Annotated in this window: 16 protein-coding genes; 8 read left to right on the top strand and 8 right to left on the bottom strand. The window is 67.1% G+C overall.

Translation table 11 applies throughout. The features are described 5' to 3' along the window. Positions 1-47: 47 nt before the first annotated feature. From ACEL_RS07405 to ACEL_RS07390, 4 genes are all read right to left on the bottom strand, one after another. Positions 48-725 (bottom strand): DUF488 domain-containing protein, encoded by a 678-nt coding sequence (locus ACEL_RS07405; RefSeq protein WP_202943341.1) that lies wholly within the window; start codon positions 723-725, stop codon positions 48-50. Next, on the bottom strand, positions 715-1,308 hold the full coding sequence (locus ACEL_RS07400; protein ID WP_011720271.1) for a TetR/AcrR family transcriptional regulator: 594 nt from the start codon (positions 1,306-1,308) through the stop codon (positions 715-717). Before ACEL_RS07400 ends, ACEL_RS07405 begins: the two co-directional genes overlap by 11 nt. Then, positions 1,305-2,975 carry a phenylacetic acid degradation protein PaaN gene (gene paaN / locus ACEL_RS07395; protein ID WP_011720270.1) on the bottom strand — a complete coding sequence of 557 codons (1,671 nt, stop codon included), beginning with the start codon at positions 2,973-2,975 and terminating at the stop codon, positions 1,305-1,307. Before paaN ends, ACEL_RS07400 begins: the two co-directional genes overlap by 4 nt. 281 nt (positions 2,976-3,256) lie before the next feature. After that, positions 3,257-5,497: a putative bifunctional diguanylate cyclase/phosphodiesterase gene (locus ACEL_RS07390; RefSeq protein ID WP_011720269.1), complete on the bottom strand. Its 2,241-nt coding sequence runs from the start codon at positions 5,495-5,497 to the stop codon at positions 3,257-3,259. Between the two features lie 95 nt (positions 5,498-5,592). Here ACEL_RS07390 and ACEL_RS07385 point away from each other — a divergent pair, with 95 nt between their 5' ends. From ACEL_RS07385 to ACEL_RS07360, 6 genes are all read left to right on the top strand, one after another. After that, the gene (locus ACEL_RS07385) at positions 5,593-6,207 is read left to right on the top strand and encodes an HhH-GPD-type base excision DNA repair protein (protein WP_011720268.1); all 615 of its coding nucleotides are present in this window, start codon (positions 5,593-5,595) and stop codon (positions 6,205-6,207) included. A gap of 275 nt (positions 6,208-6,482) precedes the next feature. Next, a complete protein-coding gene (locus ACEL_RS12135) occupies positions 6,483-6,788 on the top strand; it encodes a hypothetical protein (protein ID WP_148204566.1) in 306 nt (101 codons plus the stop codon). A 6-nt stretch (positions 6,789-6,794) separates the two neighbouring features. Continuing rightward, a complete protein-coding gene (locus ACEL_RS07375) occupies positions 6,795-8,186 on the top strand; it encodes an alpha/beta hydrolase (protein ID WP_011720266.1) in 1,392 nt (463 codons plus the stop codon). Between the two features lie 259 nt (positions 8,187-8,445). Further along, positions 8,446-9,888, top strand: a complete 1,443-nt coding sequence (locus tag ACEL_RS12625) for an RNA polymerase sigma factor (RefSeq protein WP_238378018.1) — start codon at positions 8,446-8,448, stop codon at positions 9,886-9,888. 301 nt (positions 9,889-10,189) lie between these two features. Continuing rightward, a complete protein-coding gene (locus ACEL_RS07365) occupies positions 10,190-11,062 on the top strand; it encodes a hypothetical protein (RefSeq protein ID WP_011720264.1) in 873 nt (290 codons plus the stop codon). 12 nt (positions 11,063-11,074) lie between these two features. Then, positions 11,075-12,376 (top strand): hypothetical protein, encoded by a 1,302-nt coding sequence (locus ACEL_RS07360; RefSeq protein ID WP_011720263.1) that lies wholly within the window; start codon positions 11,075-11,077, stop codon positions 12,374-12,376. A gap of 145 nt (positions 12,377-12,521) precedes the next feature. On the opposite strand, the gene ACEL_RS07355 is transcribed toward ACEL_RS07360, so the two are convergent. After that, the gene (locus tag ACEL_RS07355; RefSeq protein ID WP_041835577.1) at positions 12,522-12,749 is read right to left on the bottom strand and encodes a DUF7455 domain-containing protein; all 228 of its coding nucleotides are present in this window, start codon (positions 12,747-12,749) and stop codon (positions 12,522-12,524) included. Positions 12,750-13,147: 398 nt separating this feature from the next. On the opposite strand from ACEL_RS07355, the gene ACEL_RS07350 reads away from it, so the two are divergent. Together ACEL_RS07350 and ACEL_RS07340 are read left to right on the top strand one after the other, a co-directional pair. Beyond that, positions 13,148-15,214 carry a DNA gyrase/topoisomerase IV subunit B gene (locus tag ACEL_RS07350; protein ID WP_041835001.1) on the top strand — a complete coding sequence of 689 codons (2,067 nt, stop codon included), beginning with the start codon at positions 13,148-13,150 and terminating at the stop codon, positions 15,212-15,214. 708 nt (positions 15,215-15,922) lie between these two features. Then, entirely contained in the window at positions 15,923-17,125 is a 1,203-nt protein-coding gene (locus ACEL_RS07340; RefSeq protein WP_011720260.1) for a cystathionine gamma-lyase, read from the top strand. A gap of 14 nt (positions 17,126-17,139) precedes the next feature. Here ACEL_RS07340 and ACEL_RS07335 read toward each other — a convergent pair whose 3' ends face one another. From ACEL_RS07335 to ACEL_RS07325, 3 genes are all read right to left on the bottom strand, one after another. Next, the gene (locus ACEL_RS07335) at positions 17,140-17,430 is read right to left on the bottom strand and encodes a DUF6295 family protein (RefSeq protein WP_011720259.1); all 291 of its coding nucleotides are present in this window, start codon (positions 17,428-17,430) and stop codon (positions 17,140-17,142) included. 3 nt (positions 17,431-17,433) lie between these two features. Next, the gene (locus tag ACEL_RS07330) at positions 17,434-18,186 is read right to left on the bottom strand and encodes a dienelactone hydrolase family protein (RefSeq protein ID WP_011720258.1); all 753 of its coding nucleotides are present in this window, start codon (positions 18,184-18,186) and stop codon (positions 17,434-17,436) included. Between the two features lie 192 nt (positions 18,187-18,378). Then, positions 18,379-20,811 carry a DNA gyrase/topoisomerase IV subunit A gene (locus tag ACEL_RS07325; RefSeq protein WP_041834999.1) on the bottom strand — a complete coding sequence of 811 codons (2,433 nt, stop codon included), beginning with the start codon at positions 20,809-20,811 and terminating at the stop codon, positions 18,379-18,381. Positions 20,812-20,825: the final 14 nt, after the last annotated feature.

Below are 20,825 nucleotides of genomic sequence, written 5' to 3'. Positions count from 1 at the left end.
GCGCATCCCAAGCGGCCCCGGTTCGCCCCGACCGGTGGGGTGCCGGATCACCAGCGGGGTGCCGGATCACCGGCGCTGCGCGGCGAGGCAAAAACGTCGGGTGAGGCAAAAGCGTCGGGCGTCGCAAAAGCGTCGGGTGTCGCACGGACCTCGGCGTCGGCGGGTTCGGCGTCCAGCGTGCCGGCGTCGTAGACGAGCAGCCCGTCGGGACGCCGCCGTACGCCTTCCGTCGGAACGTGTTCGGTCAACCGACCGTCGTGGCCGAGGTGCACGACCCGCCAGCCGTATCCCACCATGACGACATCGGCGACGATCCGCCGATGGCACCGCCACCACACGCTCTCGGCGCACATCACCGCGGTCGGCCGCCGTGCTGCGGCGGCCAGGACTTCCTCCAGCGCGATACGAAACGGCTCGGTGCGGGTGTATCCGGCGTAGCCCCGGAACGACGCGTTCCGCCACACGACGTCCGGACTGTCCGGCGCCGGCCGGCGGAATCCACCGAGCCGTTTCTCCCAGCGGTAGGCGATGCCGGCCTCGGGAAGCCAACGCTCAAGTTCGGTGCGCGCGACGTGCGGAACGCGCCGGCTGCCGGGTGCGGTGCGAATATCCACCACCAGGCGAATGCCGGCGCTCTGGAGCAGTTCGACGATTTGGTCGCGGGACGCTGTGCCGTGGCCAAAGGTCACCAAGGCCGGGCCCGCCGTCTCGCCGCTAGTCACCACGCAGCCCGTCCATGACCAGGCGTACGACGGTGTCGCCGAGTTGGTCTGCGGTGAGGCGGCCATCGGCGCGGTACCACTCGGCGATGGAATTCACCAGACCGAAGACCAGCCGGGTGGCCAGCAGTGGGTCGATGTCGGACCGCAACGCACCGTCCGCGGCGGCCCTGCCGAGCAGATCGGCGACAAACCGGTCGAATTCCCGGCGACGCCGTAACGCGTCGCGTTCCACCGTGGTATTTCCCCGCACCCGTAAAAGAACCGTCACGTACGGGAGTTCGGTCACCAGGGCGTGAATGGTCGCCCGCAGCACATATTCGAATTGCTCGATGGCATGTCCGGCCGGCAGACTCCGGCGCACTCTGTCGAGTGCGTCAAGGGCTCGGTCGCACGCCGCCTGCAGGAGTGCCTCCTTGCTGGGGACATGGTGGTAGAACGACGACTTGGTGATGCCGGCGGCCTGCGCGAGGTCAGCCATGCTCGTCCCGTCGTAGCCGCGTTCGAGAAAGACCCGGACCGCGACATCGAGCAGTGAGGCGCGGTCATACCGGGCCCGCCGCGTCGGGGAGCGGCCGCTCGCCGTCACCGCGGCTGCCTTATCTCGGCGATGTGGAACCGGTGGGTGACGAAGGCCGGATCCGTCATCGCGGCGGTCGCGGCACGGTTCGCCGCGCTTCCGTGGAAATCCGAGAATGCGGCCGTCTGGTTGACGTAGGTGTCGGCGGTGAAATTCAGCGCGGTCAGCACACCGGTGCGCGTCGCTATCTCCTCCGCCTGCCGCAGGAAGGCAGGATCGGTCGAATACACCGAGGCGGTGAGCCCGCCGCTGTGCTGTGTGATGTCCTCCCACAGGGTCAGACTCACCTCCGGCGACGGGGTTTCGACAATGAAGGCGATGGGCCCGAACCACTCGGCGCGGTAGGCGTCGTCGGCATCGAATCGGGTGCGGAGCACCACCGGTGTCCGCACCAACGCGGCGGGGAAATCGGGATGCTCCAGCCGTCGGGACGGAATCGCGACGTCCTCCCGGTGCATGGCCTCCTCGACGCGGGCGGCGACCCGCCCGTCGACGATTGCCCCTAGCAGCGCGGCGGCGCGTTTCGGCTCGGCGGTGAGGTCGGCGAGGGCGGTACGCAGCGCGGCGACGATGTCGTCAACGCCGCGCTTCCCGACGTCGGTGGCGATTCCCCCGGCCGGTACGAGGAAAACCCGCGGCGTCGTGCACATCTGCCCGCTGTACAACGCGAGGGAATACGCGAGATTCGCCGTCATGCCGGTGAAATTGTCGGTCGATTCGAGCAGGGCGCAATTCACCGCGGATTTCTCGGCGTACACCACGGCATGCCGGGCGTTTTCTTCCAACCAGGCGCCGAACGCCGACGATCCGGTGTAGTCGATGATCCGGACGTCGGTCTGGGTTGCGAGCACGCGGGCAAGTCCCTCGCCATCCGCCTCGACCGCGAGGGTCACCAGATTCGGGTCGAAGCCGTGCTCGGCGAGCGTCTGTCGGGCGATGCGCACTGCGATGGCCAGCGGCAGGACGGCGTGCGGGTGCGGCTTGACAATGACCGGATTTCCGCAGACCAGACTGGCGAAGAGTCCGGGAAAACCGTTCCACGTTGGGAATGTGGTGCACCCGATGACGAGGCCGATGCCGCGGGGCACGATGTGGTAGCGCTTGTGCAGCCGCTGGAACCGGTCGCGGCCCGCCGGCTTGACCCACTCCGCTTCAGGGGGGACCACGGTCATCTCATGGACGGCGACCGCGACGGCCTCGAGAGCCCGGTCGAGGGCGTGCGCAGCCCCGGCTTGAAAAGCCATGACGAAACCTTGACCCGTCGTGTGCATGACGGCGTGTGCGAGCTCAAAACTGCGCTCCGCCAGCCGGTGGAGAATTTCAACGACAAGACCGGCACGTCGGTGCGGTCCGGCGTCCCGCCAGGCGGGGAGGGCGGCCTGGGAAGCGCTGACCAGGAGCGGAGCACCGTCGCTGGTGAGGTGCGGATAGCGGATGTCCCACTCGATACCGGTGGGCGGTTGTTCGGGTGCCACCCATCCGTCGGCGCCGGGGGTGTCAAGAGCGAAAGCCTCGCCCCGGTAGGCCTCGAAGGCTGTGAGACCGGCCGCAGCCGCGCTCTCCCCCCAGACGCGCGGGGACGGTGATTCGGGGAACGCCGACCAGTGGTCGCGGGTTCGCCAGGCGCGGTACGCGTCGTCGAGAAGCGGCCGATGTTTCTCCCACAGATCGTCCATGGTCTCCCTCGGTGCACCGTTTCGGGTTCGCGCAGCTCCCGACGCGGTCCGGAGCGCGCTGCCCGGTCGTTGTCGCGCGCCCCGGCCGTAGCCGCACGCCCCGGCCGCAGCCGCGATCCGGCCGTAGCCGCGATCCGGTGGTCGTCGTACCTACGCTAGACCGAACGTTCGGTCGGCGGAAGGCGGAAACGCCGGATGCTGGTGGGACGCGGGCAACCGGCGGCGTACTCCGCACCGGGGCGGAATCCCCGGCGGCTGGGGGATCGCCACCCGCCAGCGGGTCAGCGGGATCGCCGGACGGTCGGCCGCCAGAGTCGTTGAGCGGTCGGGCGCAGTGCCGGCACACGGTCGGTATCGACCGGCTCGGCGAACAGATATCCCTGGGCGAATTCGCACCGCGCTCGGCGCAGTTCCTCGAATTGTTGCTGGGTCTGCACTCCTTCGGCGATGACCTGCAGGTCGAGGGTGTGGGCGAGCTCGACGATTTTCCGTGCGAACGCCGAGCCTTCCGGCGTGCCGACGGCATCGATGAAGGCTTGGTCGATCTTCACCATGTCCAACGGGAGGCGAGGCAGGCCAGCCAGTGAGGAATATCGAGCACCGAAGTCGTCGACAGCAAGGCTCACCCCGAGGAGCTTGAGCTCTTCGAGCCGGGCAAGCAGCCAGGGTTCTTCCCGCAACACCAAGGCCTCGGTGATGTCGAGCACCAGGGAGGTGGCGGCGAGGCCGGTGTTCTCCAGGACCTCCTTGAGGTAGCCGGCGAAGGTGTCGCCCGCGAGCTGGGCGGTTGAGACGTTGACGCTGATGGTGAAGGGTGCCTCGCCGAGTTCACGCTGCCAGGCGCGCGCTTGCGCGCACGCCGTCCGTAACACCCAACTGCCGATTTCCACCATCTCCCCGCAGTCCTCGGCAATCGGCACGAACTCCGCGGCGGTGAGCAGCCCGCGTCGAGGATGATTCCACCGCAATAACGCTTCGGCTCCGAGAATGTCGCCGGTGGCGAGTTCGACGATCGGTTGATAATGGACGACGAATTCCCCGCGGTGCAGCGCGCCGCGCAATTCCGTTTCCAGGTGCAGTTGTTCGAGGAGCGCCGCGTGCATGGACGGCTCGTAGATGGCGTATCGGCCGCGGCCGGCCCGTTTCGCCCGATACATGGCGACGTCCGCGCTGCGCAACAAGTCATCCGCCGCCGTGCCGCCTGCCACGGAGCAGGCGATGCCGATGCTTGCGTCGACGGTCACGTCCATCTCGCCGACACGTAACGGTTGGCGAACCGCGTCGATGATGCGCGCTGCGACAATCGCCGCACCGCGGACGTCGGTGTCGTGCAGCAGGGCGACGAATTCATCGCCGCCGTACCGGGCCGCGGTGTCGCTGGCCCGCAGGCAACTGCGCAAGCGATTGGCGATTTCGACGAGGAGGACGTCGCCGGCGGCGTGCCCCAACGTGTCGTTGACAATTTTGAATCGGTCAAGGTCGATGAAGAGCAGGCAGAGGTTTGTGCCCGATCGGGCGGCCTGGGCCAACCCGAGGTTGAGCCGGTCCAGAAACAGAGCTCGACTCGCCAAGCCCGTCAGGGAATCGTGAAATGCCCGGTTCATCGCCTCCACGGTGGTGGCGTCGGTGATGGCCAGGGTCACGTGGTCGGCGAAGACGCCCAGGGCTTCGCGGTCGGCGTCCCGCCAGAGCCGGGCGGGATCGGTGGTGGCTGCGATGAGCGCACCGGCAATTCGCCCGTTCTCGTGGACGACGCCGGCGAGCGCTCGGGTCACCGCAATTCCGGCGGGCGGATTAGCTGTCTCGAGGTCGTGGACACCGCCGGTTGTTCCGTCGGGAAGGGGTAAGCGGGCCAACCAGCGGGCGGTTCGCTCCGTGCCGCCGCACCGGGCTGCGACGGTCGCTGACGGGCCGCGCCGAATGATGACCGTGTCGACACCGAGGACCTCGTGGACGGTGCGCACGACGGCGTCCAGGATGTCCACCAGCGGTTCGCGCCGGGAAATCATGCGTTGGATGCCGGACAGGGCTTCCAGCAAGCGCTGGCGTTCCCGCAACGACGCGAGGAGTTTCGCGTTCACATTGGCCTGGCGTTCGCTCCTGGTGCGCAGCCGGCGTTCGGCTTCCAGGGTGCGGCCCATGGCGTAGCTCATTTCGACCGCCCGGGCCATTCCGGTGACCAGGGTGCGCTCCGCTTCGTCGAGTTCGCGATCTCTTTCGATGAGCAGCTCGCCTTGCAGGGGTCCGCCGACGGGTACGGTGTAGCGGGTCAACCGGCGCCGTTTCGGCCCGTCGGTGTCGCCGGCGTCGTCGCTGCCGGCCAGGACGTGGCCGGCCTGCACGATGGCGACGCGGTTGGCGGCCAGGGTCTGCGCGAGCTGCTGGACCGCCGTGAGCAGCACCTTCTGTGGTTGTGGCAGATCCACTACCGCGGCGAGGAAGTGCGCGATCGCCGCGGCGGCCCATCCGTCCGGTCTGCCGGGGGACGTGGGTCGTCGCGCGGGGGCGGGACCGTCCGTCACGTCGGTGACATCGGCACCGGCGAACCGAAGTGAAGGCCATGCCCTCTTTTCGGCTCCCGCGGAGCGTGACAGGCTGTCGGGGAGGAGGAGTAACGATGGCCACGTGGCTCGCGGGACAACCCGACGCGGATGCTCTACTGGATCGGAACGCATTCGCCCTTCTCGTCGGCATGGTCCTCGACCAGCAAATTCCCATCGAAAAGGCCTTTACCGCGCCGTATTTGTTGATGCAGCGCCTCGACGTCACGGACCTCGACCCGGCCACCGTCGCGGCGACCGATGTGGAGCGCCTCGTCGATGTGTTCACCGGCCCTCCGGCGTTGCACCGTTTTCCCCGCGCGATGGCCGAGCGGGTGCATCGCTTGGCGCGTCTTCTTGTCGACGAGTACGACGGAGATGCCGAGGCGCTCTGGCGTACGGCGACGACCGGACAGCGCGTGGTCGAACGCTTGGCGGTCTTACCCGGTTTCGGTCCGCAGAAGGCGAAGATTTTCCTTGCTCTGTTGGGGAAACAGCGCGGCTTTCGCCCTCGAGGGTGGCGGCAGGCGGCGGAACCGTTTGCCGCGGAGAATTCCTTTCTCTCGGTCGCCGATGTGGTGGACGCCGAGTCGCTGGCGAAGGTGCGGGCCACGAAGAAAGAAATGAAGGCAGGAACGAAGAGACTGGGATCGGAGTCGGCGCTGCGACGGCCGCGCGGTCGGACCCGCTGACCGCTGGGCTGTGCCAGCGGGCACTGTCCCGGTTGGTGATCTCGCCGCGGCTGCTGATATTCCTCGGTCGGCGGTCTTCCACGGTGACGGCTCGTGTCATGGCTGCCGGCATTTCCCGGCCGCTCGTATTCAAGGGCCGCTCGTATTCCACGGCCGCTCGTATTCCACGGCCGCTCGTATTCCACGGCCGCTCGTATTCCACGGCCGCCGACCACGGCGTCCCCAACTCAGCCGTACGCCGGGTGCGTGGCGCCGTTCGGTCCTACCGTCAGCGCATGGACCGTCTCCACGTTCTCGCGGATGAGCTCACGACCCGCGCCCGCCGGATCGAGGCGCTGGGCGATGAGCTGGTCACGCACGCGGCTCAGGCGCTCTGGACCTCGGTCGCGGCGGACGCGTTCCGGGAGCAGGTGCAGCGGCGGCGCCTCGACATTCGGCACATCGCCGGACGTCTGGACGACGCAGCCGCGCAGCTGCGGCAGCTGGCGCAGCTGGCTGCCGAACGCCGACACCTTCTCGTCAATCTGGCCGGCGCGCCGGGGGCGGACGTCGTTCACCGGTTCATCCATCAGGTGTGGTGACCTGCCGTGCGAATCGTCGTGGACTACGAAGAATTGCGCCGGTTGGGCGACATCTGGGCGCAGCTCAGCGGCCGGTTGGTCACCCAGGCCGTGGCGGTGGCGGCTCTTGCCGCGGAGGTAGGGGTCGGCGTCGCCGATCTGCTCGCGCCGTGGGAAGTGGCGGCCGCCGAGCGTGCAATTCTTGCCGCAGTGGTAGGCAGAAGCGGCCTGGTGGGCATGGCCGCGGCCCTCGCCGTCGACGCCGGCCGACTGCGGGCCGTCGTCCTCCGCGAGGAGATCGTTGACGATCTGCCGGTTCGATCGTGGTCTGAGTTCCTCGGCTGGGCGGTCGCTGCGCCGTACGACCTGGTGACCGGTCGCTGGAGCTCCTTGACCCAGGGACGTGACCGCTTCGGTCGAGCGCTCGACGCCACGGTGACATTTCTCGCGCCTCACCTGGAGGAGCTGCTCGTCGCCGGCGCCTGGTCGCCACTCTGCCGGCTGGACGCCATGCTGCGGCGGCCTCTCCGTGTCGACCCGGTTGCCGGGGTTCCGCTCTCCGCCGTGGCCGCCGCGGTACCCGATGGGCCCGGAGCAGCGATCACGAATCCACGACTGCCGCGCTGGTCCGAGCAGCCTCCGGTCGACGCGGCGGAAATGCTTCGCAGGGTAGGCGATCTCGAAGCATTTCCTGACGCGGTGCTCGCTGTTCAATGCTTGGCCGACCGCGATGGCGGCTCGCGCTACGTCGTCTATTTGCCGGGGATGCGGTCCATGGGTTCGACACCCACCCCGCAAGACCTGCCTGGTGCGTTCGTGAGCCTGTTCCGCGGCTCCTCCGCCTATACGCGCAGTGTCATCGCGGCCTTGGACGCGGCGGGCGTGCCGATCGGCGCGCCGGTGATGCTGGTGGGGCACTCCGAAGGCGGCATCGTCGCCGCTGATCTGGCGGGTGACCCGACCGTGAACGGCCGGCGTGTGCGCATCACGCACGTTCTCGCGGCAGGCGCACCGGTCGATGGCAAGAAGATTCCGCACTCGACGCACCTGCTCAGCATCGAAAACACGGCGGATTTTGTGACGCATCTCGACGGCACCGACAAACCGGTGGCAGGTTCGTCCCAGATCACGTACCGGTACTTCGCGGATGGTCACAGCATCATGGCGAATCACGATGTCCGCGGGTACGCCGATCGGCTCGCGCTCCTCGCGGACTCCCCGCAGCCGCAGTGGCGGCAGTTTGCCGCCGACACCGCGCCGTATCGCAGCGGCCAGGCGACCACGATGGTCTTCACCCTGCGAGACGAGCCGCCGGGGCGAGACGAGCCGCCGGGGCGAGACGAGCCGCCGGGGCGAGACGAGCCGCCGGGGCGAGACGACCCGCCGGGGCGTCCGGAGCATGCCGACCCGGCACGATAGGGCTTGCCCTGCGGCCGAATGTGCGGTGAATCACAGCCCGGTGGGGCGGCATCCGTGCGGCGTCCGCATTGATCCGCGCGACTCCGGGACGCGGTGCACAATGGTTGGTCAGCGGGCACCCGGTGCGACGGCGAGCGGAGTGCCAGAATGAAACAGCGTTCGTCAATGCGCCGGAGGCGCTCGGTCGCTCATCGTCTCAAGGGTCGAGAGGTGTGTGCGTGATAGTCGTCGGTGGTCGTTTCTGCGCAACCTGCCGAGGATGGCAAACGTGGTAGCCCGAAACGTCGATCGTCAGCTGTCCCACGACACGTCGGCCGCTTCGCATGATGCGGCGTCCAACGGCGGCGGCGGCCTACCTGCCGCTTCGTCTGATCTCCCTGTTTCCGTAGCACCTGACGCCGGGTCGTCGAACGGCGCGCCCGCGGCGGGTCGTGCGAATCGGCGGGCCGCGCAACGCGATGGTGGGCGCGGCAAGAAGTCCGGGTCGAAGTCAGCTGCGGGCGGCAAGAAGCCGAAAACGTCGGGTAGCGCAGCGCGGCAGAGCTCCCGCACCCGCGAAGACCCGGCGGCTGATGACCCAATCGATCTTGATGCGGTTGGCGACGAGCTGGATGCGGAACCGTTTGTCGACGACGTCGAAATTGATCTGTCCGATGTGGACGTCGATCTCGATCCGGTGGAGTTGACGGACGGCGTCGACGTCGACCCAGCCGACGAAGCGACTGATCTTGCGGTCGAGGATGAGCTTCTGCTCGATGACGACGAGCCGCAGGCACAGTTGACGAACGCGGGTGCGACCGCGGATCCCGTCAAGGACTACCTCAAGCAAATCGGCAAGGTTCCGCTGCTCAACGCCGAGCAAGAAGTCGAGCTGGCGAAACGGATCGAGGCGGGGTTGTTCGCCGAGGAGAAGCTGAATTCCGGCGAAGAGCTGTCGCCCGAACTCCGCAAAGACCTGGAGTGGATCGCCGAGGACGGCCGACGGGCGAAGAACCACTTGCTGGAAGCGAATCTGCGGCTCGTCGTTTCCCTCGCGAAGCGATACACCGGCCGCGGCATGCTCTTTCTCGACCTTATTCAAGAAGGAAATCTCGGCCTCATCCGTGCGGTGGAGAAATTCGACTACACCAAGGGATACAAGTTTTCGACGTACGCGACGTGGTGGATTCGCCAGGCGATTACGCGGGCGATGGCTGATCAGGCGCGGACGATCCGCATTCCCGTCCACATGGTCGAGGTCATCAACAAATTGGCCCGGGTGCAGCGCCAGATGCTGCAGGATCTCGGCCGCGACCCGACGCCGGAGGAGCTGGCGGTCGAGCTCGACATGACGCCGGAAAAAGTCATGGAAGTGCAGAAGTACGGCCGCGAGCCGATCAGTCTGCATACGCCGTTGGGCGAGGACGGCGACAGCGAGTTCGGGGACCTGATCGAGGATTCCGAGGCGATCGTGCCGTCGGACGCCGTCTCGTTCACCCTGCTGCAGGAGCAATTGCACTCGGTGCTGGAGACTCTCTCCGAGCGCGAGGCGGGCGTGGTCTCCATGCGCTTCGGCCTTACCGACGGCCAGCCCAAGACGCTTGACGAGATCGGCCGGGTGTACGGGGTGACCCGGGAACGGATTCGGCAGATCGAGTCGAAGACGATGTCGAAACTCCGACACCCATCCCGGTCTCAGGTGCTTCGCGACTATCTGGACTAGTTCGCGACTGGCTGGACCGTTCCGCCGAGCCCGCCGGGTCTGTCGCCTGCGTCGCCGTCTTGGCGGGTTGTCATGCGTTTCGGCGACACGCGCATGCCTTGGGGTGTCTTGACGGTTTAGGACCGGCTCGTTACACTGCGCGATCAGTAATGAGCGATCAGTAGCGAGGGGGTCAAGCCGTCGATCTGCCAGCGACCGACCTGAAGGTGATCTGCATCCGTATGGGATCGGCTGGCTGGTTCGACGTGTCCCGCGTGATCGCTGACGACCTACACGATGACCGGTCTGAGAGGAGGACCAGATGACGTTTCGCCGTCGAGCAACGCTGCTCGGACTTCTTGCGTCTGTGTGTGTGACTCCAGCACTTCCTGCGGGTGCGGCTGCGCCGCCTGGCAACGCCGTACCACCGGCTGACGGGATAGCCAACACGGGGGTTGCCGATACAGGGGTGCCGCACTGGCAGCCGCTTCCGCAGGATGCGGCCAAAGTTGCGGCGAAGTTGCAGTCTTTTTCCGAGTACAAGAAGGCTCGAGCCGCGGCAAACGCGAACGCCGGCGCCGTGTCGCCGATGCGGTTGTGCACCCGCGAGCAGCCGTGCGGCGATTCGAATCAGCTGCCCTATGTCGCCATGCACCCCGAAGGGGACGGTAACCGCGATCCAGCGACCGGACGGCCAAAGACGTATACGTGCGGCCCGGCGGCCAGCCGAAACGTCTGGCTCTCGATGAGCGGCCAGGATATTCCCGAACATCAGTGGGAGATTTGGGAACAGACCTCACCGACGACCGGAACGCTGATCGGCAACATTGCGAACGCGATGAATGCGCACACGAGCGCGTACTGGTCGGTGTATACGCCGCGGAGTGCGGCCGATCTGCTCTGGGCGGTCGGTGCGGATATCGACACGAATCAGGCCGTCATCCCCAATGTTCAAACGATGTACCTGTCGTTCTGGGGTGGCCACCGGGCACTGCATTACAACATGATTTACGGCTACCAGCACTACACGAGCTCGAATCCCACGATACTGTTCGGCGAGGAATATGATCCGGTCTTCACGTTCGGCTACTTGCCGCCAAGCTATCCAGTCGACCCGTACGGTTGGCATCAGGAATATCTCTCCAACACCTGGACAGCCGTACATAACTCGCCGTCCCAATCGGTTGTCTTCTAAGGGCTGACAACGATGCGACGGGGTCAGCGGGAGCTTTGCCTGGCAGCGCTGGTCGTTGCGAGCCTTCTTGCCGGCTGCACGACGTCACCGGCCCGGATGCCTTCGGTCACGATGACAACGAAACCGCCGACGACGCTGCTGCCGCCAGCGGCGCCTTCCCTCGGCGATCGAGTGATAGCGCCAAGCGCAACGGCGGCAAGCTCGCTCCTGCTGACCCCCTACGCCGGCCGCACCCCGTGGGTGAGTCTCACCGAACAGCACTATGAGATGGGGACAACTGACATCGCGAGGGTGCACACCTGGTCGCACTACGTGGTGTTCAGCCGGGTAGAAGGACAGCCGCAGATTCAGACCCGGCGGGTGGATTTGCTTGACTTGGACACCGGCCGGATTCGCACCATCGCTCGCAGCCGCTGGCCGGCAGGCGTCACGGATTGGGCGGTCGGCACGGGGCATTTCGTCGCCTGGACCGATGAGCACAGTGTGCCGGATGACGCGCACCCCGCCGTCGCGTGGGAATTACACCTCACGGACATCGAAACCGGTACGGACAGAATCCTTGCGTCCTCTCACAATGTCCCCGAGGTTTACGTGCCTCTTCCGCATGCTGAGGACGGCCTCATTGTCTGGATGCAATTTCATACTCCCGGCGGGTGGTCGAGCATCCAGCCCGCCGCCTGGCAGGTCGGAGTGGCAAACGGGCCGGCACTTGACGTGCACGTGTATGACACCGCGACGGGAGTTGACCGGATCGTCGCGAGCGGACCGCAGATGGCGGACGCCACCATCACGCGTCGCTGTGTCATTGTGACCGAGGCAAGTCAGGAGAATGTGCTGGCATTTCGGTCGGCGGATCTGGTGGAAATTCCGGTTGACGGCGGCGCGCCCGTGGTTGCCGCCCATCTGGACGGATCTCAAAGCTGGGGAGCCCGCAACGGCTGGGTGAGCTGGCTCGAACCGGGCATCAATGATCCGACCTCCGTGTGGGTGATGCCGGTCCCGACCGGCTGCGGTAAGGCGACACCGATCGAGATCGACAACGGTCCGGCGAACGGCTACATGCTGGTGACCGGTCCAGGCTTTGCGGCGTACCAGGGCGCTACTAGTGATGGTGACGTGCTCTATGTCCGCGCGTTCGACGACCACGGCGCGCGCAGCTTGCGGCAGATCGCTGTGCCCGCGTCGCCGGTTTACCTGGACAGCGCGGCTCGGGTTGATATCGACGGCAACCGCATCGTGTGCGGGGTCTGGACGCGCATTGAACCCTCAATCGACGCCCAACTGGTCGTGGTGACAGTGACGATCACCTCTTGATTGCTGACATGCCTTGATTACCGGCAGGACGCGGCCGCGCGGTAGGTGCCACGACCGCGCGGCGGTGCCGATCGAGAAACCAAGGCATCTGCAGGTCGCGCACGGGCGTGGCGCGACACGGACCGCGAGCCCCAGTCGCCGCGCGCTAGCGCTCGTCGTCCGGTGCGGTGGGCGGGACGTCTGCGAGCAGGTGGGTCTCGTCGTGCAACTCGACAGCGGCTTCGCGGAGGGCGGCTGCGTGCTGGCGGGCGTGATGCGCGCAGAAGAGCAGGCACTGGCCGGACGGGAAGATGGCGCGGACATAGGCACGAGCTCCGCACCGATCGCAACGATCAGCAGCGGTCAGCGGCTCGGTCGCGAGTGCCTGTGTCACCTTCACATCCCTCTCATCGGCGCTATCTCGTCCAGCGGTAGCTCTCCGCTATCCGATCCAACCATTACCCCGTGCGGAATCCTCCGTGCCGAGGTGCGCGTTCGCGGTAAGCGGACGCTCGGACCGCCTCCCCGCTTGGCCAGCGGGTGCCGGCTGGTGCCGACCGGTGTCGCGCCCGGATCGGTCGGGATCATTTTTCGCCGTCGGCCACCGCCTGATCGGCCGTCCGGCGCGCCGCGTATGTCGCCGTCCACAGGTTTCTTGCCGATCGACGGTGGCTCGGCGTGGCCAACCCTGATCGATAGCCGGCCTTCGATAGCCTTGCCGCGCGGACACCCTCGAGGTCGGCATGGGTGTCGGAGAGGCACAGTAGCCAGCTCTTCAACCAGGGACGCCGCATGACCGCTCAGCCGTACGCCGCCGAGACCGACGCGTACACCGCCCGCCACCTCCTCGTCCTGGAAGGGCTGGAGGCGGTCCGCAAGCGGCCGGGGATGTACATCGGTTCCACCGACAGCCGCGGGCTCATGCACTGTGTCTGGGAACTGCTGGACAACGCCGTCGATGAGGCACTCGCCGGCTACGGCGACGCGATCGACGTGATCGTCTACGCCGACGGTTCGGTGGAAGTCCGGGACACCGGTCGCGGCATACCCGTTGACGTCGAACCGAAGACCGGGTTGACCGGCGTCGAGGTGGTGTTCACCAAACTCCACGCCGGCGGCAAGTTCGGCGGCGGCGCGTACGGCACCTCAGGAGGACTGCACGGCGTCGGGGCCAGCGTCGTCAATGCGCTGGCCGCCCGGTTGGACGTCGAGGTCGACCGGGACGGCGCGACCTGGACGATGAGCTTCCGCCGCGGCCGCCGTGGGATATTCGACGGTCCGGGGCCGAAGGCGCCGTTCCGGCCAGGAGGTGGGCTGGCAAAGGCCCGGCGCCTGCCCCGGAAAGTCACCGGCACTCGAGTGCGGTTCTGGCCCGACCCGCAAATCTTCCTTCGCGACGCGCGGATCGACCTCGATGCGCTCATTGCCCGGGCCCGCCAGACCGCATTTCTCGTCCCCGGCCTGGCCATCACGATCCGGGACGAGACGACCGCGTACGCCGAAACGTTCCGATTTTCCGGCGGGACAAAGGATTTTGCCGACTACCTGGCTGCGGAAGCTGGCGCGCAGACCTCGGTCAGCGGCACGCTGCAGCTTCGGGGTACCGGGCAGTTCACCGAGACGGTCCCGGTTCTCGATGACCGTGGACATTCCGTGCCGCAGGACGTTATCCGCGAGATGGTCGTTGATGTTGCACTGCGGTGGGATTCCGGCTACGACACGGTGATCCGGTCTTTTGTCAATGTGGTGGCGACCCCCAAGGGCGGCAGCCACGTCACGGGATTTGAGCGTGCCGTCGTCAAGGTGGTGTCGGACGCCGCACGATCCGCCCGGCTGGTGAAGGACGAACCGATCGTCAAGGACGACGTGCTGGAAGGGTTGACCGCCGTCGTCAGCGTCCGGTTCCCCGAACCGCAATTCGACGGGCAGACCAAGGAGGTGCTCGGCACTCCGGCGGCGACGCGTATCGTCTTCGATGTCGTCAGCCGCGGGCTCCGCGCGTTCTTCTCCTCAACCCGCCGGGTGGACCGCCAGGCGTCCCGCGCGGTGCTGGAAAAAGTCGTCGCCGCTGCGCGGACCCGGCGGGCGCTCCGTGCCCATAAAGAGGCGCAACGTCGGAAGAACGCCCTAGAATCGGCCGCCCTGCCGGCGAAACTGGCTGATTGCCGGTCAACCGACGCCAGCCGCACCGAATTGTTCATCGTCGAAGGCGATTCCGCCCTTGGCACGGCAAAACTGGCCCGCAATTCGGAGTTTCAGGCGTTGTTGCCGATCCGCGGAAAGATTCTCAACGTGCAGAAAGCGGATCTCAGCGACATGCTGAACAACGCCGAATGCGCGGCCATCATCCAGGTCATCGGTGCCGGCTCCGGGCGGAGTTTTTCCCTCGATGCTGTCCGCTACGGCAAAGTCATCATCATGACGGACGCCGATGTCGACGGCGCGCATATCCGCTGCCTCCTCCTCACCCTGTTCTTCCGGTACATGCGCCCGCTCCTGGACGCCGGCCGAATCTTCGCCGCCGTTCCACCGCTGCACCGGATCGAGGTGAGCGGGCGCAAGGACCCCGTCTACACCTACAGCGATGCGGAACTGCACCGGCTGCTTGCGGATCTGGACCGGCAAGGGATCCGGTACAAGACGCCCCAACGGTACAAGGGTCTGGGCGAGATGGACGCCGCGCAGTTGGCCGAAACGACGATGGATCCCGCGCATCGCGTACTGCGCCGCATGACGCTGACCGACGCCGCCGCGGCCGAGGCCGCCTTCGAATTGCTCATGGGCGGTGACGTCGTGCCGCGCAAGGAATTCATCGCCGCCTCCGCGGCGACGCTGGATCGCAGCCGGATCGACGTGTGAATTCCTTGAGAGCTCAAATGCCCGCGGCGGACGCCGTGCTCGTACGATGCGCACCGTTCGCGTGTTCCGCGCGATTGACCGGAAATGTTCGACTCGTGGCATGGATCCGGTAGCCGGGGAATTGTGCCGGATGCATGCGGTCGTTGCGGAATTGCATGGGGGGTGAGTGATCTCCCGGGAAGTGTGGGCGATGCGTACCGGGTGGGCGATGCGTATGCGGACGTGCGCGGAATGGGTGCGGTGGCTGCGGAATTGCCGCGTCGCGGTGACGCCGGCCACGACCCCCGTCCGTGGCCGGCGTCGGAGGTCACGTCATGGAGACGCCGAATATCGGCTGTCGGTTGCGCGATCGTCGTCACGCTGCGCAGCCGCGATTCGGGCATCCAACGCGACCGTACGCAGGATAGCGGAGAAAAGGTAGCGGTGAGTAATCAATTCTCGAACGGGTGTCGTAATGGCGCGTAAATGTCGCAAAAACCAGGAATGTCCCGGCGAGGAGATCTACAGCGGACCATCGGATCGCGCCCGCTGTTCGACGGCAGCGACTCAGCGGTCACGGCAGCGATTCAAGACGACGGCGACTCAGGGGTGACAGCAGCGCATCAGGAGTAAGCCAGCCAGTCACGACAGCAGCGCATCGAGACACAGCGCATCACAATGACGCCGGCGAGGCGAGACGGCATCGACCCAAGGAGTAAGGAGATTGCGATGAACGACGCTGGGACGCCGCGGCATCCGGAGCAGAGCGATCCTCGCTGCCAATCCGCGGAACCCGCCGATACCGGCCGATCCGGCGCCACCCCGATCGTCTCCGGTGACGGCACCCGCGTTCTCACCGCCGGCGGAATGCCCGGCGGGCAAGGCACTCCGCTGGTACCGAGTCCGGTTTTCGCCTCCACGTACGTGCTGCATGGAGAGCCCGCCGGCCCTTATCAGTACGGTCGGCTGACGAATCCGACCTGGACGGCGTGGGAGGCGGCGCTCGCCGATCTCGAAGGCGGTCCGGCGATCGCTTTTGCCTCCGGAATCGCCGCGGTCACCGCCGTCCTCGCCACGACACTACGACCCGGGGACACCATGCTGATGGCGTCCGATTGCTATTACGCAACACGTCGTCTCGCGGAGGAATTTCTCAGCGATTTCGGGGTTGTGACCCGCTGGGCTCCGACCGGGCCGGAGATGGCCGCGCAGGTCGCGGGTGCCCGGCTGGTGTGGATCGAATCACCGAGCAATCCAGGGCTCGACGTCTGCGATATCGCCGAGCTTGCGCGCCGATGCCGCGACGAAGGCGCTCTGCTCGCCGTCGACAATACGACAGCCACTCCACTCGGCCAGCAGCCACTTCTGCTTGGTGCGGATTTCTCTGTTGCGAGTGACACCAAGGCGATGACCGGCCACAGCGACATCGTGCTGGGACACGTTGCTTGCCGCACCGGCGAGCTCGCCGAGCGGATCCGCGGCTGGCGCAACAGCACCGGGGCGATTCCCGGACCGTTCGAGACCTGGCTCGCGCATCGATCCTTGGCCACCCTGGATCTGCGGCTGGCTCGGCAGGCTGACAACGCCCGCGAACTGGCCGCAATGCTCGCCGCGCACCCCGCCGTCCGACGGGTGCGCTATCCGTGGCTGCCGTCGGATCCGGCGTACCCGCTCGCCGTGCGCCAGATGCGTCGTCCGGGCGGGCTGGTCTCGTTCGAGCTCGCCGGCGCTGCCGAGGCCGAAGCATTTCTCGGCGCGCTGCGCCTCGTCACCGTCGCGACGAGTTTCGGCGGCGTTCACTCCACGGCGGAGCGGCGGGCGCGGTGGGGCGGCGACGACGTCCCACCCGGCTTCATCCGGTTCAGCTGCGGCTGCGAGGACGCAGCGGATTTACTCGCCGACGTCGAGCAGGCGCTCGCTCGTCTGCGGTAGGGCTGCCTCGGCGACTATCCCGCGCGGGTGGGACCGGTTCCGATGTTTCCGCCGCCATCCCCGAAGGTCTCGACGAGTTCGAGGATGGCGTAAGCCAGTTCCCGCGCCGACGCCGGATCGAGTTCGACCGCGACCCGATATTCCGGACCGCGTTCGGGATTGAGCACATCGATATTCAGCGTGTGATCGGCCGGCGCGTGCACGGGATGGTCGAGATACACCGAGGCCGTGCGGGCTGAGAACCAGCCGTGCGGTCCTTTGGCACTGCCGTGAATGGGCAGGCATTTCGTAACGTACGTGCACATCGACTATGCCCCGGTCGCGAGGTACCGCTGGAACCACTCGAGAATGCGTTGCCAACCGTCATTTGCGGCTTCCGGCCGGTAGCTTGGCCGGTCCACCGCGAAGAACGCATGGCCTGCGCCGTTGTACGTGTGAAACTCGTACGTCTTCCCGTGTTCGGCGAGAATTTTCTCGAATTCCGCGGTTTCCGCGGGGCTTGGGTGGGCGTCGTCCGCGCCGAAGAGGCCGAGCAGCGGACAGCGGAGCTTCGGTAATTCGTCGGTAAGCGGCCGGACGGCGAGCGGCGCACCCGGCGGGGGAGGGGAGACGACGAATGCGCCGTAACAGTCGACCGCCGCGTTGATGTCAAGGCTGCACGCGGCGAGCACCGCTTGCCGGCCGCCGGAGCAGTAGCCGATGACGCCGACTTTGCCGTTGGCGTTGGACAATTCCCGTAGGTATGTGGCGGCGCCGGCGACGTCGCCGACCAGTCGGTCGTCGGGGACGCCGCCGCGTGCCCTCGCCGCGGCGGCCGCGTCGTCCGGTGCAGCACCGGGTGCCTCGCGGCTGTAGAGATTCGGGCAGATCGCATTGAACCCGGCCTCGGCGAACCGACGGGTGATTTCCTTGGTGGCGCGGTCGTAGCCGGGCATGTGGTGGATGACCACGACCCCACCGCGCGGCTCCGGCCGCAACGGCCGCGCGGCGTACGCTTCGATGGCATCGCCGCCGTGTCCGTGGATCGTCACCGTCTCAGCGAGAAAGGCGTCGTACGGCATCGTCCCACCTCGTTCCTCTTTACTTGACCGATGTTCATTACCCTACGGCGTCGGGCTGCGTCCGCCGGGCCGCGCAGGGCGGGCATCCCACGGGCCGTGCAGGGGCGTGCAGCACACCGGGCGCGAGGTAGTCCACCGGGCTGGGGTCAGGCTTGTCGCCAGCGGTCTGGCGGGAGCGGGCGCCGGTCCGACCTACCAGCCGACCGCCGCCACCGGGGTCGGCAGGGGAGTGCCCGAGCCGTCGCGTTTCCCATTCGCTGGCGGCAGCTCGACCGGCTGGCCGGATGCGGTGACAGCCTTGGCCGGCGCGGGACCCGCCCAGCCGAGGAGCAGGGTGTCTTCGCCGCGGAGGAACCGGTGACAGCGGACACCCCGGGTGCCCCGGCCCTTGCCGGGGAATTCGCTGAATCGCGTGACCTTCGCCGACCCCGCCTGCGTACCAGGCAGCGCGGCCGAAGCGCCGGCGATCGTCACAACGACGGCCGGGCGCGCGGGGTCAACGGCCGAGAAGAAGATCACCGATGCGCCGTCGCTCAGGTGGATGCCTGCCACGCCGGCGGCGGCGAAGCCCTGCGGACGCAGCTCGGCGACCGGGAAGTGCAGCAGCTGGGCGTCCGACGTGATGAGGACGAGCTCATCCCGGCCGGTGCGCACGCTGCGCGCACCGACGACACGGTCACCGGGTCGCAGCGCAATGATCGACGCGTCCGGCTTCCGCTCCGGCATCCGCCCGCTGACCCGCTTCACCACGCCTGACCTGGTCGCGAGGACGACGTCCAACTGCTCGCTCACCGGGGTGAGGCCGACGAGCTCCTCCCCGGCCTCCAACCCGAGAACCTCGCTCACCGGGAGACCGCCGGCAAGGCTGACCGGACCAGTGTCATCGAGGGACGGCAGGTCGAGAACAGGCAGGCGCAGCACCCGGCCCTGACTGGTGATGAGGCCGACGTCACCGCGGGTCGTGACCTCGACGGCGTCCGCAATCGCGTCGTGCCGGGCCCGGTCGGCGTCGCCGGAAGGAAATCCGGGCCCCGTGGTCCGGGCCAGCAGGCCGGTCGCGGAGAGGACGACGCAGCACGGCGAGTCGGGAATCTCCAGTGGCCGGCTCGTCACCGGCGACCCGTCGTCGGCCGTCAACCGCGTGCGCCGTGGTGTCGCGAATTGCTCGGCGACGGCTGCGAGTTCGGCACTGACGACCGCCCGCAGCCGCTGCTCGGACCCGAGAATGTCGCCAAGGGACGCGATGTCACGGCGGAGCTCGTCACGTTCGGCCTCTAATTCAATTTTCGAGAATTTTGTGAGCCGGCGCAGCGGCAGGTCGAGAATGTCATTCGCCTGCACCTCGGTCAATCCAAATGTTTCCATCAGTGCGTCACGGGCCTGTGCGGTGTCATCACTGGCCCGGATGATGGCGATGACCCGGTCGATGTCGACGATGGCGCGTAACCGGCCTTCAACAATGTGCAGCTGGGCTTCGCGTCGCTTTTTGCGGAATGCCGACCGGCGCCGGGTCACCTCGATCCGATGGCCGACGTACACCTGGAGCAGGTCCGCGAGACCGAGGGTGCGCGGCTGCCCGTCGACGAGTGCCACGTTGTTGACGGCGAACGACTCTTCGAGCGGCGTGAGCTTGTACAACTGGTCGAGGACCGCCTGCGGGTCGAAACCCTGCCGCACCTCGATGACCACCCGAAGTCCGTGATGGCGGTCGGTGAGGTCCCGGACGTCGGCGATGCCGGCCAGTTTCTTCGCGCTCACAAGGTCTTTGATCCGGGCGACCACTCGTTCCGGCCCGACCCCGTACGGCAGTTCGGTGACGACGATGCCCTTTCGCCGGCCGCGGACCTCTTCGATGCGCGCTGTCGCGCGCATCCGGAAACTTCCCCGCCCGGTGGCGTACGCCTCCCGGACGCCGTCGAGGCCGACAATTTCCCCGCCTGTCGGCAGGTCCGGGCCCGGCACCCAGCGCATGAGCTCGTCAAGCGACGCCTGCGGGTTCTCCAGCAAATAGCGGGCCGCCGCCACCACCTCGCCGAGGTTGTGCGGCGGCATGTTCGTCGCCATCCCCACCGCAATTCCGCTGGCGCCGTTCACCAGCAAATTCGGAAAGGCGGCCGGCAAAACGACGGGCTCGGTCTCCTGCCCGTCGTAATTGGGGGCGAAATCGACGACGTCCTCGTCCAGGTCCGCGGTCATGGCCTCCGCGGCCGCGGTCATCCGGCACTCGGTGTACCGATACGCCGCCGGCGGATCGTCGCCGCCGAGCGACCCGAAATTCCCATGGCCGTCGACGAGGGGAAGCCACATGGCAAACGGCTGCGCCATGCGCACCAGCGCGTCGTAGATGGCCATGTCGCCGTGTGGGTGCAGTTTGCCCATCACGTCACCGACGACGCGTGCACATTTCACGTGCGGACGATCGGACCGTAACCCCATCTCGCGCATTTGATAAAGAATGCGCCGGTGCACCGGCTTCAGGCCGTCCCGTGCGTCCGGCAGGGCGCGCGAGTAAATGACCGAATAGGCGTATTCCAGGTAGCTGCCGCGCATCTCGGCGGCGACATCAACGTCGATGACGCGCCCGTCCGGCGGCGGGGTCGGCGGGGTCTGGGTACGTCGTGCCATGGCCGCCATTCTGC

It is taken from the genome of Acidothermus cellulolyticus 11B (assembly GCF_000015025.1).
Classification (GTDB): domain Bacteria; phylum Actinomycetota; class Actinomycetes; order Acidothermales; family Acidothermaceae; genus Acidothermus; species Acidothermus cellulolyticus.
The sequence above is the reverse complement of the archived record's forward strand: the minus strand, read 5'-3'. Positions and strand labels throughout refer to the sequence as shown.

What these genes read in the sequence shown, in the direction of transcription:
- paaN (WP_011720270.1), bottom strand. Translation starts at nt 2,975, where the DNA reads ATGGACGATCTGTGGGAGAAACATCGGCCGCTTCTCGACGACGCGTAC.
- ACEL_RS07385 (WP_011720268.1), top strand. Translation starts at nt 5,593, where the DNA reads ATGGCCACGTGGCTCGCGGGACAACCCGACGCGGATGCTCTACTGGAT.
- ACEL_RS12135 (WP_148204566.1), top strand. Translation starts at nt 6,483, where the DNA reads ATGGACCGTCTCCACGTTCTCGCGGATGAGCTCACGACCCGCGCCCGC.
- ACEL_RS12625 (WP_238378018.1), top strand. Translation starts at nt 8,446, where the DNA reads ATGGCAAACGTGGTAGCCCGAAACGTCGATCGTCAGCTGTCCCACGAC.
- ACEL_RS07365 (WP_011720264.1), top strand. Translation starts at nt 10,190, where the DNA reads ATGACGTTTCGCCGTCGAGCAACGCTGCTCGGACTTCTTGCGTCTGTG.
- ACEL_RS07360 (WP_011720263.1), top strand. Translation starts at nt 11,075, where the DNA reads ATGCGACGGGGTCAGCGGGAGCTTTGCCTGGCAGCGCTGGTCGTTGCG.
- ACEL_RS07350 (WP_041835001.1), top strand. Translation starts at nt 13,148, where the DNA reads ATGACCGCTCAGCCGTACGCCGCCGAGACCGACGCGTACACCGCCCGC.
- ACEL_RS07340 (WP_011720260.1), top strand. Translation starts at nt 15,923, where the DNA reads ATGAACGACGCTGGGACGCCGCGGCATCCGGAGCAGAGCGATCCTCGC.
- ACEL_RS07335 (WP_011720259.1), bottom strand. Translation starts at nt 17,430, where the DNA reads ATGTGCACGTACGTTACGAAATGCCTGCCCATTCACGGCAGTGCCAAA.
- ACEL_RS07330 (WP_011720258.1), bottom strand. Translation starts at nt 18,186, where the DNA reads ATGCCGTACGACGCCTTTCTCGCTGAGACGGTGACGATCCACGGACAC.
- ACEL_RS07325 (WP_041834999.1), bottom strand. Translation starts at nt 20,811, where the DNA reads ATGGCACGACGTACCCAGACCCCGCCGACCCCGCCGCCGGACGGGCGC.